This is a genomic window from Paenibacillus uliginis N3/975, from assembly GCF_900177425.1.
Classification (GTDB): domain Bacteria; phylum Bacillota; class Bacilli; order Paenibacillales; family Paenibacillaceae; genus Paenibacillus_AQ; species Paenibacillus_AQ uliginis.
Genome location: NZ_LT840184.1, coordinates 5,218,689 through 5,233,520 on the forward strand (window position 1 = coordinate 5,218,689; position 14,832 = coordinate 5,233,520).

12 protein-coding genes are annotated in these 14,832 nt (G+C 43.3%); 5 read left to right on the forward strand and 7 right to left on the reverse strand.

The window, feature by feature from the left end; translation table 11 throughout:
• Positions 1–240: 240 nt before the first annotated feature.
• The 3 genes from B9N86_RS24420 to clpP are packed head-to-tail and all read left to right on the forward strand — an operon-like array spanning position 241 to position 1,767.
• Positions 241–657: a MerR family transcriptional regulator gene (locus B9N86_RS24420; RefSeq protein WP_208915691.1), complete on the forward strand. Its 417-nt coding sequence runs from the start codon at positions 241–243 to the stop codon at positions 655–657.
• On the forward strand, positions 654–1,166 hold the full coding sequence (locus tag B9N86_RS24425) for a hypothetical protein (RefSeq protein WP_208915692.1): 513 nt from the start codon (positions 654–656) through the stop codon (positions 1,164–1,166). The genes B9N86_RS24420 and B9N86_RS24425 overlap by 4 nt, the downstream gene beginning before the upstream one ends.
• Before the next feature lie 19 nt (positions 1,167–1,185).
• The gene (clpP, locus tag B9N86_RS24430; RefSeq protein ID WP_208915693.1) at positions 1,186–1,767 is read left to right on the forward strand and encodes an ATP-dependent Clp endopeptidase proteolytic subunit ClpP; all 582 of its coding nucleotides are present in this window, start codon (positions 1,186–1,188) and stop codon (positions 1,765–1,767) included.
• Between the two features lie 188 nt (positions 1,768–1,955).
• Here clpP and rsgA read toward each other — a convergent pair whose 3' ends face one another.
• The 7 genes from rsgA to B9N86_RS24465 all read right to left on the reverse strand — a co-directional run bounded on the left by rsgA (position 1,956) and on the right by B9N86_RS24465 (position 13,545).
• Entirely contained in the window at positions 1,956–3,023 is a 1,068-nt protein-coding gene (gene rsgA / locus B9N86_RS24435) for a ribosome small subunit-dependent GTPase A (protein WP_208915694.1), read from the reverse strand.
• Between the two features lie 417 nt (positions 3,024–3,440).
• A complete protein-coding gene (locus B9N86_RS24440; RefSeq protein WP_210190612.1) occupies positions 3,441–5,294 on the reverse strand; it encodes a hypothetical protein in 1,854 nt (617 codons plus the stop codon).
• Positions 5,295–5,305: 11 nt separating this feature from the next.
• Positions 5,306–7,597: a glycosyltransferase family 2 protein gene (locus B9N86_RS24445; protein WP_208915696.1), complete on the reverse strand. Its 2,292-nt coding sequence runs from the start codon at positions 7,595–7,597 to the stop codon at positions 5,306–5,308.
• Positions 7,597–8,685 (reverse strand): bifunctional glycosyltransferase family 2/GtrA family protein, encoded by a 1,089-nt coding sequence (locus tag B9N86_RS24450; protein WP_208915697.1) that lies wholly within the window; start codon positions 8,683–8,685, stop codon positions 7,597–7,599. Before B9N86_RS24450 ends, B9N86_RS24445 begins: the two co-directional genes overlap by 1 nt.
• A gap of 1,641 nt (positions 8,686–10,326) precedes the next feature.
• The gene (locus B9N86_RS24455; protein ID WP_208915698.1) at positions 10,327–11,541 is read right to left on the reverse strand and encodes a NupC/NupG family nucleoside CNT transporter; all 1,215 of its coding nucleotides are present in this window, start codon (positions 11,539–11,541) and stop codon (positions 10,327–10,329) included.
• Positions 11,542–11,638: 97 nt separating this feature from the next.
• The gene (locus tag B9N86_RS24460; RefSeq protein ID WP_208915699.1) at positions 11,639–12,595 is read right to left on the reverse strand and encodes a nucleoside hydrolase; all 957 of its coding nucleotides are present in this window, start codon (positions 12,593–12,595) and stop codon (positions 11,639–11,641) included.
• On the reverse strand, positions 12,595–13,545 hold the full coding sequence (locus B9N86_RS24465) for a nucleoside hydrolase (protein ID WP_208915700.1): 951 nt from the start codon (positions 13,543–13,545) through the stop codon (positions 12,595–12,597). The genes B9N86_RS24460 and B9N86_RS24465 overlap by 1 nt, the downstream gene beginning before the upstream one ends.
• Before the next feature lie 304 nt (positions 13,546–13,849).
• Here B9N86_RS24465 and B9N86_RS24470 point away from each other — a divergent pair, with 304 nt between their 5' ends.
• Together B9N86_RS24470 and B9N86_RS24475 are read left to right on the forward strand one after the other, a co-directional pair.
• The gene (locus B9N86_RS24470; RefSeq protein WP_208915701.1) at positions 13,850–14,494 is read left to right on the forward strand and encodes a P-loop NTPase family protein; all 645 of its coding nucleotides are present in this window, start codon (positions 13,850–13,852) and stop codon (positions 14,492–14,494) included.
• 147 nt (positions 14,495–14,641) lie between these two features.
• A complete protein-coding gene (locus B9N86_RS24475; RefSeq protein ID WP_208915702.1) occupies positions 14,642–14,821 on the forward strand; it encodes a hypothetical protein in 180 nt (59 codons plus the stop codon).
• Positions 14,822–14,832 lie beyond the last annotated feature (11 nt).

The window sequence follows — 14,832 nt, forward strand, 5'->3', positions numbered from 1 at the left end:
GAGCAACACTCCACATGTGTAGGTTGCGTAAATAGGCAGTCCTTCGATGTGGCAGTATTCACTAATTATTGTCCATCTACCTCTTGGTACGGTTTCACAGCTCACCTTAGGGTGGGCTTTTTTATTTAGTTGTCATTGTAATCAATACACACTAAATTGACAATTGAATAACGTTACAGTAAACTGTAAACAATACACTATAGTGTAACAGTAACAGTTAAATGTCATTGGAGGTGTGTCATGAATAGCTATACCGCTAAACAAATAGCAGAAGTTCTCCAACAAGACGACCCACGCATGAATTTGCGAACAGTAAGGTATTACACGCAGATTGGTATGGTACCGCCCCTTGAATTAGTCGGTAATAAGAGGGTTTACACGGATAATCACATTCACTACTTTCGCGCTATTATCACCTTATCAAGAACTGGCGAAACATTGGCCTCCATTCAGGAAACATTGAAGAAACTTTCCTTGGAGGATATTGAAAAAATCAGTCAACAAATGACACTGTATGAACCTAGCCGAATTATTGAAAACGAAACACTGAAAATAACGGATGATGTCATAATAACGATAAGCCCTCGGATTTCTGCAGAATTAAAACAAAAAGTTATTGATTCGGTATCTCAGGCATTGAGGGGTGAAAATCAATGATGCTTGAAATTAAATTAGCCAAGTCATTGATGGAGAACGAAGAAGGAATGAATCATTTATGGATACAGATACTTCGAGATGAAAAAGTCGAATCTCAAAAATCGGAACTCGACATCCAGCTTCCGAATGGCGTTTATCGCTCACGTAACCTCAATGGTTATGTTGAGAATGAACGAGAACAAATTGTCCTTGATGTACAGGACAAAGAGGTTATGATAGAAATCTTCACCCAAAACGCAATTGCATGTGGTGAAATGACAATTTCTGTGACCTTGTTTTCACGCGAAACCTCGGTAAGCAAGGAAATTCCAATTCATTTAGTGAATGAAAATGAAATGGATATGGTCGAGATTGACGAACAAGTTGTAGAACGAATTAAAGAATTAAGTAATACCAATAACCCACCCAATAATGAAGAAACAAATGTCTTATTCATTCAACCAAAGGTTTTGGAAACAAGGGATAATGAGTTTTCATATTTAGAAAAGAAATACCGTGTCGATTACTAAAAAGGATGGGAGCGTAACTATGAATCTAATTCCTTACGTTGTCGAACAATCCTCTAGGGGCGAAAGAGCCTACGATATTTACTCAAGGCTCTTGCAAGACCGAATCCTATTTGTGTCCGGCGAAATTACTGACGAGGTTGCAAACAGCGTTATATCACAGCTTCTTTATTTAGATGCTACTGATTCGGAGAAGGATATAAACATGTATATTAACTCGCCAGGCGGCTCAATTACTGCAGGTATGGGGATTTATGATGCAATGCAGTTAGTGAAAGCTGACGTAACAACTCTATGTGTTGGTATGGCGGCTTCAATGGGTGCTTTTTTATTGGCAAACGGAGCAAAAGGAAAACGGCTTGCACTTCCTAACAGTGAAGTCATGATTCACCAACCTCTCGGCGGAGCACGAGGTCAAGCAACGGATATAGAAATAAGCGCCAAACGTATTATTCGATTGAGAAGTAAGATAAACCACATATTGGCTCAACAAACGGGGCAAGCACTTGAGAAACTTGAAAGAGATACCGACAGAGATAACTTTATGGACGCCCACGAAGCAAAGGCATACGGGCTAATTGACAAAGTCATTGTAGCTCAATAACCGACAGATCGGTGGTGGAGTTCATTCGACCTATACCTGAAAACGACTCCCTATACAGGAGTCGTTTTCATCAATTGCCCTAGAGTTCCTTGCCAAAACAAATGGATTCTTCTTCTAAACCCTTTGGCAATTTCTCTCTCAATCATCGTAATTCCAATTTTTCATAAGCATCATTCATATTTATCAGTTCAGCGCTTACTTCTCTTGCTATACTTCTGCATGTATTCTTTTTTCTTTTCCTTCAATCGGCTCAATTCCCTTTGTTGAGTTAGATAGCGTTCATAACGCTCCCGTGATATCACTCCGCTATCAATAGCTGATTGAACCGCACAATCCGGCTCTGTTCTGTGAGTACAATTCGAGAATTTACATTGGGCGACAATATCCACGACATCTGTAAATACCGAATCAAGATCACCGTTCTCTGCCCACAATTGCAGTTCTTTCATACCCGGAGTATCCACGATCATACATCCCGAGTGATGAAAGAACAACTGTCTGTGAGTTGTTGTATGCTTGCCCTTACCAGAATAATTACTTGTTTGATTTGTTGTCTGCACTTCCTGTTCAAGAAGGGAATTAAGCAAGGTAGATTTCCCAACGCCTGACGACCCGAGAAATACAATCGTTTTGCCTTCGACCATGTAATTCAAAATTGGATCAAATCCAATTTTGTTAGCGGCACTTATTGGCAACACAAGTGAACCACCAGCTATTTCATTTACCTGAGACAAATACTCTTCGGGCTTGTCGCACAAGTCAATCTTGTTGAGCAGAATGACTATTTCTAGCCTTTGATGCTTAGCAAGCGTCATATATCGTTCAATTCTTGATATGTTAAAGTTTCCGTCCATCCCGCACATAATAAATACTGTATCAATGTTGGATACGATTACCTGTTCCTCGGTTATACCACCTTCAATAACACCGTTCTTCATTTTTCTCCCCCCAGATATCGGGGCTTTCCTTGAGAAACAATTTTTCCTTTGTAGAACCATATGAATCAAGGCATGGTTTGACTCTTCAATGTGCTCTGCCAGCACAAAATCTCCAACTACAGGATAATCTCTAAGGTGATTTGCTTTAAAACGAAATTTACCTGTAACCTTCGCTGTGAAATCCCCTTGCTCCGAAACAAGATGGTATCGATCATTATGCTGAGATACAACCTTTGCCGGTATATATTTGTTATGTTTAGACGGTATCAATTGTTCAAAAAAGAATGAATCCCAGCCCATTGACTGCAATGATTTCATTGATATATCTACCTCCAGTAACCTTTTTTTGCGCGCAAAAAGACCGCAGGCTATGTCTGCGGTCTACTTAATCCTTATTGGAGGGTAAAAAACCATAAGCAAATAAACCCTCTCTTTTAGAAGAAAAAATGAGCAGTACAATCCTTAAAGAGTGGCAGACCTAGTGTCTGCCCACAATATTCAGTTAAGAATCACCTTAAAATTAACAGTTGTAGTAATAGCCCGGCGTTTCATGCCGCTCACTCCCTTCAAAGAAAGATATTTCCATCTTACCCCAGATTGTTGATGGAAGCAATTTCTAATTTAGTAGTATTTACTTGAAATCACATTAAAACTATCCACATATCAGCTAGCCTCTTCCTCTTTCTGCATGATGGATCCACCTGACCAGAACAGGATTCCATTACGATTATGTCCTCATTGCAGCGTAAGAACGATCTGATCCCCGGAACGGGTAATTTTGTAGATACCCTCCTGCATGTCAACGCCATAATGCTTTTTCAACAACCGCTTTGCGTCGGAATCCGTCTCCACAACGACCAGATAATCGTAGCCGCTCAGAAGATTGTCCATGTTGTCCTCATAGAACAACACAATCCCGTCCACTTTTGGGGCATACAAAAAATACTTCCCGACGTATTGCATGTAATAGTTCGTGACCTGCTGATCCCTGTCCGAGGCGTAGAAGAGATATCTGTGGTTATCCTCCTGGCCACCTTTGTACCACCGATCACCGGTAACCGCATAAATCTTGTGCGGAAGCGTCGTATCGTAGCTTTTGGCGATGGAGACGATACCATTGTATTCCGATAAAAGGATGGTGGCTGCAATAGCTATACAGGCTATAATTCCTTTTTGATAATAGCCTTTCGTCTCGAAACTCTTAAATGCACGATAATCGGGCACTTCACCGATTTTATAGTGGAATGAACGCTCCAGGTCTATCGCAGCGCACAGCACCAGCCCGCCGGCAAACAGCACCACTATGCTCGATGCATAACGCTCAAAGCCTGCCAGCCTAATCGCCTCATCCAGCGGCATCGAGTAGAGGTACAGCGCCAGAATCCCTGCATAGTACAGTAACAGTACGATATCCAGAGCAATCAGTGCTTTCCACAAGTTCCACTTCTTCTTCAACACAACTACCGCAAATACAGAAGCTGCGATCGCTACAAGATGAAAGATAACAATCCCGATCACCGGCCGTGTCGTAAGGTCGGTACTAGATCTTAGAAATAGCGAAATAATCTCACGCATCTGCTCCGGAGTCTTTCCGATCTGCAAACCGGAGGCAGCAACATCGAACTTGTTATCTACCCCCTGGAACACCGTCGCCATTCGCCAGCTCCAGCCGAAGTAAGGAATTAGTGCGCCGCAGATCGTTCCCACCACAGCGAGCGCAGGTTTCCAACCGGACTTTTGCCCATGAGTTAGCCATGTATACACTAGAAAGATCAGGCCGATGGCCGCAAAAATAATACCGGTGCTTTTAACGACTGTCAGCAACCCCACCAGCGGGAGAACGACAATGCATGCTCGCTTCATATCATTACGATACTGATAGACAACTGCCAAGATCGCTAGTGCATATATCGGGAGCAAGAAGTCCACCAACAGATTGGTGATGCGGATCGTAATATTGAAAAAAGAAAGCGTAGATAAGCCGAGTCCGAGAAAAGCATACAGAAGAAAGCGCTTCTTTTCGGAAACGATGCCGAACATGGCATAAAAACAGGAGAAGATAAGCAGCCCTTGCGCCAATAGCATAACGGATTGGGAATGTCCCGCGAAACGGCAGACATAATAGAGAAAAGACGAGACGCCAAGCGGATAATTTTTAAAATCAATGAGATTGGAGTCTGGCGTCGGAAAGGCGTCCGTACTTAACATCTGCTTCAAAACGATAGCCCAGTGGGAAAAATTATCGTAGTGCGTCAATTTGTTCTGGAAAAGCACCAGCAGAAAAATGAAGCTTCCTACGAGAAAACAAAGCTGGGATATGGAAAAGGAAATGCGGAATGAAGCCCCTTGGCGCAGCCAGAGAAACGCGATCACAACAAACGCAAGCAGGCCCAGGACCATAACGGCAAGGCTCCCCATAAAGAGCTGCCCTGCCAAACCGCTAAAAAAAACAATGCAGGCAATCGATGAGAACACGAATACAGGGATGAACTCCCATTGTAGTGAAAGTGTCTTCCGAACAATAAGCAAGTAACCAAGAAAGGAGAATACCAATAAAACTCCCATCAAAAGTTGAAGCATAATCAGCATCTCTATCTCTCCTAACCCTCTCTAGTGAAACTCTCGGAATGCGGATGGATCAAATCATCCAACAGTTGATCTATAAGGCCGCGCTCCACAATATCGTCGATATTCTCAACCGAGAGAAGCACCTCGTGATGACCGGCTGTAGTTTTTCCTGTATGCTGCAAAATGACTTCAATATTATTTTTTGTATAAAAAGTAACCAAAGCCCCTGCCGAAATATCGCCTTGGAAGCCAGAGGCGGAAAAGAAACGGTAATTGAAGCTGCGTAGCGTACAGCTAGCACCATTTGTAAAAACGATCGGAAGCTGAAGTCGGATCCGAGGCATTTTTCTCTTATCCGATCTGGGTTGGACAATACGCTTTTTCACATTGCGAAGCATATCGTCATAAGCCGTATCCCAAAGATTCATCTGCTCTGGCAAAGAATGTTTTCGGTCATAAATGATTTGCATGTATTGGCGTTTATCCCTCTCATTGACCGGCTGAACCTTTGCAGAATAGCGCCAGCCCTCTCCGTCCTTTTTCACATAGACGATGACTGCATCGAGATTCGCCTCATAGCGCTCGGTTTTCACGACCAAAGAGATCTTAGTCTGTTGCGGCAAGTAAATAGGATACGAGACATATAGGGCAATGCCTTGCTCGGATACATCTACGGTCTGGGCCTGATTGTGCAGGTTGTTAGCTTTGTAGTGGATTGTTACATCCTCTTGTGCCCGAATACGCTCTGTCTCACGATAAGCGCGGCGGCCGATCATGAAGAATAGGGCGTAAAATAATGCAATCATATTATAAATCAGCCAAAAAATGATGATACTGCTGTAGAACAGAGCTAAGCCGTACTTGCCATGCACAAACCGGACCACTGCCGCAACCGAAAGAAGAAGAAGGATGATATGCGGAATTGCATACAACAGGGACGACATCCATTTTCGGCCGGCGGCCTTGTTTTTGTTCGTAACCTTGAATTTTCTTTCATGGATGCCCAAGGTTTCAAGGAAGACAGGCACAATCAGATACGGCATAAATATGGTATCAATGACTTGACTCCAGCGCTGATTTCGAATATTGCTTGACAGATAACGCATCGACATACTGTAGCAAAAATAGGACGGAAGCCAAAATATTAAAATTTCCCAAAAGCTAGTATTTACAATTTGGAAGTCAAATAGCGCAAATAAAATGGGAGCCATAATGAAAATCAACCGATTAAAAAAGGACCACCAGTACAAGTAGCTGCTCAAGTAAGTAACTCTCGTCCAGAAGGGAAGCTTCTTGGAAAAGATAGCGCGGGTATTCTGCAAGCTTTGAATAATGCCCCTTGCCCAGCGGGTGCGCTGCTTAATCATGCTCTGGATCGTTGTCGTGGTCAGCCCGGCGGCCTGAACCTCCTGGGTTGCATAAGTAATATAGCCCGCTTGCTGCAAGCGGACGCTCGTCTCAAAATCCTCGGTGATCGTTTTCAGCGGAAAACCATGGATTTCCTCCATAGCTTTCCGGGAAATGACCGTATTGCTCCCTGTATAAGCCACCGCATTGGAGGCATTACGCAAAATATTAACCTCTCTTGAGAAGAAATCCTGCTCGTTAGGAATTTCCTGCTCTGCATAAAGGTTAAATTGGAATAGATCCGGATTGTAGAAGCTCTGAGGGGTCTGAACCAGCCCCAGCTTAAATTTTTCATCCAATTCATCCTCTCGGCGAAGCCGCCATTGCCCATTTTCCTCTATAAACTTGGAGAGCAGGAAATACGGAACGGTCTTCATCAGAAAGGTGTGCTGCGGAATCATGTCAGCATCAAAGGTTGCAATGAGCGGGGAGGAGGTTTTGCTCAGTGCATTGTTCAAGTTGCCAGATTTGGCCTCCGTGTTTCCGGGAAAGCCAAGATACCCGACGCCAAACTGTCTAGCAAGCTCCTCAACCTCAGGCCGTCCTCCATCGTCACACAAATAAATATGAACCTTCTGTTTGTCCGGATAATCCATAAACGTACAGGCATTGACGGTTTTATACAACAGATCGACCGGCTCATTGTGCGTGGCAATGAATACATCTACATCTGGATAATGCTCCGGCGGAATGGTTGGAAAGCTAAGCTGTGTACGTTCCTTTTGCATCTTCTGAAAAAACAATTCAAAGGTAGTCAGCACCGTTACCGTTTCAGCCACAATCAGCAGGATACCGAAAACCATGTTCAAAAAACCTTGATCCCATGGCAGCGTAAAAATCATGCGCCATAGCAAATAAATAGACATTAGGATCATCGTGACGACAAACAGAACATTTTGCCGCTTTTTGTTTAGCACTAAAGCCGCTGCCTCCTTGCTGCAAATACCCACCGCCGCTGCATCTGAAAACTGAGCAGGAACAGCAAGGCATCACAGACGATTTTCGCTATTTTCTCACTCATGAAGAAAATCGTATGGATCAAATATACCCCGGTACTGGAAAGCAAGATCACGAACGCGCATAGCATCAAATAGCGCCATAGACTTCCCTGGGTATCCTCTTTGTGGAATACAAAGTGCTTATTCAGCAAATAGTTGACCATAATGGAAATGATTCTTGCAATCACCGTGGCCAATAGAATCCTTACATAGTCATGCTGGCCCAACATCGGCCGCAAAAAGTCGATCAAAAACCATGCGATTCCTATATCAACTGCAGCACTGGCAATCGAAGAGGAAATAAATCGCACGAAATTGGAGAACAGAACACTCATCACCCGGGCGCTGTCCCGGATCGCTTTAAAATGAGTCCCCGCATTTCCATTTTCATAAATGACTTGAATCGGCAGGGTATGAATCGGTATGCCAGACTGGATACAGGAGATGAGCATCTGCAGCTCGTATTCAAATCGGGAGCCGTGAACGCCTTGCATAAATGCAAGCAGCTGGGGGCCGAAGGCACGAAGCCCTGTCTGGGTATCTGACAGCCGCTTGCCGTACAGCATGGCAAAAATAATGGAGGTAATCCGATTGCCCAGCAAAGACTTGGGCGGTATTCCTCCCTCACTGAAGTTCCTTACCCCTAGAACCAGCGCGTCAGGATGGCGTTGCGCTTCTTTGGCAAGCCGGTATACATCCTCTGCAGCGTGCTGTCCGTCTGAATCTGCAGTTACAACGGAGGAAACCTCATCAAACTGCTGTTCGATATACTGAAAGCCAGTCTTGAGTGCAGCGCCCTTCCCTTGATTTTCCGTATGCCGCAGCAAGATACAACCGTTCTCACTGAGCTCCCTAAAAATCGACTGGTACTCCTCACCAGAGCCGTCGTCCACAATAACAATATTCATAAGGCCGTATTCTCGCAATTCCTGTACATAGGACAATAGTCTCTCGTCTGGTTCAAGCGATGGAATAAGGATAATAGTTTCGCCCTTTTGTTTCCCCATAATCCTCCTAAAAAGACCCAATTTTACATATTTTCGCAAATTTTTATTGAATTTTGTATAGTATAACATCGAAACTTGAATCTAGCATGGTAAAAAAGGACTACTGAAATTATGGATTAAAACGAAAATATCGGTGATAGGGAGACTGCAATGAAGCCGACCGATGCGTGTTGGCATACATGCAGGAACAAACCTTGCCCGCCGCAAGACCATACAGTTCTCTCACATGGACGATTCTACGAAGAGAAGAAGCGTACCTCAGGCTGTATGAGATGGACGAGATCGACCGCCAGCTTGTTCGCGGGTCGCCTAAACGACCTGAAGAGGGAGCTCGACACCGAGCCCACCTGCCGGTCGAAGACCGACAAGCATTTTTTAAGTATAGCCCCTTCCGCTGAACCATTAGCGAAGGTGCTTTTCCTTTGTCCGGGAAAACCCCGAAACTCAATCAGACATTGTTCATCACCTTTTAACATTTTTATACAATTAAATGCAGCTCTAAATCACTAAGTTCTCACCAACAACACACAGCACTCCACGTGTATCGAGTATGGTTATACCTAAGCCCCAATCCACAGATTCAGTATCGCAGTCTCTACCATCAATTCCATTCTCCGCTTTGCCACTACTTGTGATACGGTTCTCTTAATAGCTTGCTTATGTAGTAACTGTCAAGTACAATCTCGTGTCTAATATGTTTTACCATCACTTGTGATACGGTTCAGCTTAACGGGTCTATCGTCGAAAAAAGTAAGAGCTGGTAGAGATCAACATTTACGTACGAGGATTTCTTTATACCTTTATGAAACTTAACGATTCTCATAACAGGAATATAACACCCTTACTAAAGGTCGGTCACACGTAAGTTGGTGCATCTCTTCGAAGTAATTCTTGTTCACTTACCAGCCCACTGTCCTTTTCTGATTTTGTTTAAGCGTACCATGTTGTTCTGAATAATTTCTAAATATGACAAACCGAAGAAGCCATTTTGCAACTTAGCCACGACGACGAAATGAGATACAAGCTTCTGATTCAGGGAGTCAAGCGGTTATTGGAAGATCGCAAGCGGGGACGAAATAAACTCATGCAAGTTCTTAAATTCCCGCAAAGAAAAAAGAACATGCAGGCCGCGAAATGGTCATGAGTCAAATCCAAACTGAATGCGGCGAAACAATGCAAGATTTAAGTCACAGTATAGCGGCTTGAGGCGGAGGGAGCAGGCCTGATAGGCTGGATGCCGGAGCGAACAAGGTCCCTTAGACCACTTCGCCCATCGCAGGAGCATCGGGCCCGCTAAAAGCTCCGGGTTAAGCCCCGGCATTCTAGAAACAGCCCCTAAAACCAAAGGTTGTCTTAGAGGCTCAAGTATCACTCTAATACACCTTCCTACAACATTCTCTGCACTTCTCCCCCACACCCCAATTTTTCGCCGTCACTTATATGATACGGTTCACCGCTACTAATCTTAAACGATTTTACACATGCTGGAGCCCCCCTGCTCCACAAAAACCTTCAATAGAAAAATGCTCTCAATATGTGTTAAGTAGACAGTGTGAACATGCGCGGTGCAAGATTAGAACCTTACACCGCCGTTGTTTCATACCCTCTATTTTATTTATACGTCTCAGTCGATCATCTGATCTAAATGAGCATCCCGGCAATAGCTGCGCTCAATAGGTTAGCTAATGTTGCTGCAATAACCGCACGTAAGCCCATCTCAGCGATATCTTGTCTTCTTGAAGGAGCAATCCCGCCCAAACCTCCAATGATCAGTGCAATCGCAGCTAGATTGGCAAAGCCGCAAAGTGCAAAACTAATAATTACGGCGGTTTTTGGAGACAAATTAGCAATCTCAGGTGCAAAAGAAGTGTACGCTACAAATTCGTTTAGCACAAACTTTTGACCGATGAAAGATCCAGCTTGTAGGGCTTCATCCCATGGAACACCGATCATAAAGGCAATCGGCGCAAACAGATAGCCTAAAATTTGCTCCAGCGTCAGCGCTTCTAAACCAAATATGCCGCCAAACCAGCCAATAATCGTGTTTACTAAGAAGATAAGCGATATAAACGCCAGCAGCAGTGCACCAACACCGGCAGCCATTTTTAGCCCTTCCGAAGCCCCGCGAGCAGCGGAATCGATGACATTTCTGGACTCCGTGTCTTTAATCATTTCAACACGATCAACTCTAATTTGATGCTCTGTTTCAGGAACCAATAATTTAGCCATTAGCAAACCACCCGGAGCTCCCATGAATGCTGCTGCAAGCAAATATTCAATAGGAACACCAAGCATAGCGTATCCACCTAGAACAGAACCAGAAACGCACGCCAGTCCGCCTACCATAACAGCAAACAACTCTGACTTGGTCATTTTCTCGATGTAAGGCTTGATGACAAGTGGCGCTTCTGTCGGACCTAGGAAAATATTCGCAGCCGCTGACATGGATTCCGTTTCACTCGTTTTGAGCACCTTTGCTAAAAATCCACCAATAATTTTCGTAGCCCACTGCATAATTCCAAGATAGTAAAGAACCGATATTAAGGAAGAGAAGAAGATAATAATCGGCAATACTTGTAAAGCGAACGTGAAGCCTGCATTTTCTGCACCTAGTATCCCGCCAAACAAGAACTGAATTCCTGCATTTGTAGAATCTATGATGCTTTGAACGACGGCTGCCAAGTATTCGAGAATTTTTTTACCAAATTCCCATTTTAATACGATCAATGCAAAAATGAACTGAATCGCAAACGCGCCAATGACCGTTCTCGGATTGATCGCCTTACGGTTTTTCGAAAACGCAACGGCTATTAAAAAAATGCCTAAGATGCCTAGAACTCCCCAAATGAATTGCATATACATATCCTTTCTTCATGTGCAGTGACCCGGAATGTAAAAGTGAAAGGGCTGGAAATAGCCGCTCTCCATTTCAGAAGACGACTATTTTCATGCATTAGTTAATAGATTTCAATACTTCAAATAGCATCTCTTTAAAAGCATTGCGATCAATCGCTTCACAGACGCGAACATTGCGAGTGCGTTCCAAACGATGGTTAATATCTACAAGGCTATAGCCTCTTGTCAGCTCGCCAACGGTCTCAATATCAACGTGATATAGATTAGACTTCGTCATAATCTTCTCATCCGCTGCTACTGCTGCGAGCAACGTATCTGGATGTGTTGTGCCATTTAGTCTATGTACCGTTTTATTAAATCTCATAACGACTTTGTTGACATCTTTGAAAAACTTCGCGCCTTTTGTCGCCAGAGCTTCGATCTCTGCATGATCGTTATCATCCATAATGGAATACTCTGTACACATTTCCCAACCAACCATGGTGATTGGAATGCCCGAATGAAGGACAATTTTAGCTGCTTCAGGATCAACGTAGAAATTGTACTCCGCACTCGGCGTAATATTTCCTAGCGCATTGTTCGTGCCGCCCATAATATAAAGATGCGGTATTTGGGGTACAATGGTCGGGTCCTTCTTAATCGCCATTGCAATATTCGTTAACGGCGCAATCGCTATTAGATGGATCTCTCCAGGATTTTTGTGAACGGCATCAATAAGAAAATCGACGGCATGTCCTTTTTCAGGAGACTGAATCGCTTTTTCAAAAAACGAATCCCCCATTCCATCCTTACCATGCACATCCTCAACCGTACGATGCTCTTTTTGACCTAGACCCATCAATGGGCGCTCATGCCCTTTATAAACAGGAACTTGTCCACTTTTCCCAGCTACTTGAACGGTGTAAAGTGCATTTTCAACCTGTTGATCGAACTGGACATTACCACCCGTCATCATAATGCCTTCTACTTGAAAATAATGAAGTGCTGTTAAAATGGCAATCGTATCATCGCCTGCTGTGTCGGTATCAATAATAACTCGCTTTTTGTCTGACATTATGAAACCCTCTCTGTTGCTTTTTTCGCCAATTCTGTCATGTAATCAAAGAATGCATCCCGATCCACGTCATAAACGACATTTACCGGACGTCCGTCAGCCGTTTCAGCGGTTCGGCCTTGGCTTGCACCTTCTGTAAGCACAATGCTGTTCACCGTCTGCACCTTAACCAGATCGCTTTTGCCAACAAACGCTGTCGTTAATACATCCCACAGATAGTATGTTGAGTTCGTCGAGAAGTGAACAAGCGGCGGCACCATCGCGTAGCATTGGCCAAGGAAATCAACACCGATATGCTTGCGTTCTGAAGCCCAGCGCTCACGAACATCTAGTGTAAGTGGTACCTGATTTGTGCTTTCTAGTGCTACTAAATCAATCTCGATCCCGCTTTCCCATACACGAGCAGCTGCTTCAGGGTCCCAGAATACATTCCACTCTGCTGTTCCATCATGCTCAGGCTCATGCACATTTCCTTCTTCACGGAATGTACCACCCATCCACACAAGGCGTTCTACTTTTTCTTCGATCGTAGGATCGATATCTAATGCACGAGCAAGGTCAGTAAGCGGACCTGTAAATAGCAAAGTCGTCTTTCCTTCCGTTGCACGTAACGTTTCTATAATATGAAGATGTGCCGGCTTGTCCGCTACTGGAGTAATGACTTTACCAGATTCATTGAGAAGCGGTAGTGCGTCAACATAGAACGCATGCATACGCCAGTCCTTTGGAAAAGGATTCTTCCCACGAGAATTGGACTCTGCTACATCCACACCACCGTTACCGAAACGATCAATAATTTTACGGCTTGCAAACATAGCTGGTTCTAAGTAACAATCCGCTGGAATGACCGAAACTCCCGTCAACTCAACATTGTCCATTTGCAGTAGCAAAAATAACGAAATTAAATCATCAACGCCGCCATCGTGATTAAAGTAAATATTCTTCTTCATCTTAGCTCCATTCCCATACATCAACACTTCATTTATAGTAAGTGTAATTTCTGCATCAATGTATAAAGTGTTTTAAAACCGAACAATAATTTAAAAAATAACCTTAATTATTCGTATTCCAATAAATATAATACCAAAATTTTAATAAAAAATAAACAATCATTAATAAAAATATCAAAATTGAGGTTATGAAGCGGGGTAATCGGTCGATTGTGTCATCCCCCCTCCTACTATTTGTAGTGGTATTATGTAGGGGAAAAGGTACGACGAAGAAAATAGGGGAAAGGGAGTTTGAACAAACTTTATGCCAATTATATGTCTTGAGGGAGCAAGTGCTGTTGGGAAAACAACCACATCAAAAACACTTGCTGAACAATATGGTGCTTATATTGTTGAGGAGGTTCATTTTCTTTTTGAACAGCCTAAATTAGAGCCTCATGAAATAACACAGTGGTTGCTTGAAAGACAACTTGATCGATGGAGGATCGCCCGAGAAAAACTACAATCGCACGATCTGGTTGTGTTGGACGGAGACCATTTCAAAATGTGGTATGACTGGATCTATGGTGAGGATAAAGCTGCATTTCAAACGTCCTACTCCTTTTTTAAGAAAGAAATTATGAATAGCCATTTTGGCTTTCCGGATAAATATTTTGTTCTATATATCAACCAAGAGGAATTAACGACTCGTAAAGTAAATGACACTACGAGAAGCCGTAGAAATTTTGAAAAGCATTTAAAATTGATCGACCCCCAAAAGGAATATTTTAAAGCACTAAATAACTTCCGTCCCAATTATGTGGAATTCATTGAAGCCAAAAGCGTAGAACAGAACATACAAATTATCCTCGATTCCGTATCTAATCTTTCAAGCACAAATCGAGATTCGCTGGAGTTATTTGAAAATGTTATGGAATGGTTTTGTAGGAACGAAATCGATGAATCCTAACCGTCCTTTTTAATGTCTTGACCGTAGCCTGGAACAGCATAAATGTTACTTTCAGCACAGATAAGATGCCTTTGAAGAGCAATTATCAATATTCCTCCTGCGAGCAGCTACAATACAAGTACCAAACCACTTTAGGGGGAATAGCCAATGCTGTTGGATACGAAAAATAAAAAAATGATATTTTACATTGCCATGATCGTACTATGGGGGGCGACGGGCGTAGCATATACAGTGAAGAAAGATCTGCTCCTCTCCCTCATATCGTTTGCCCTCGTGCTTGGTATCGGAGTAAAGCTCTATAACACAATAAAAGACTCACACGAGTAGGAGCAGGGAAC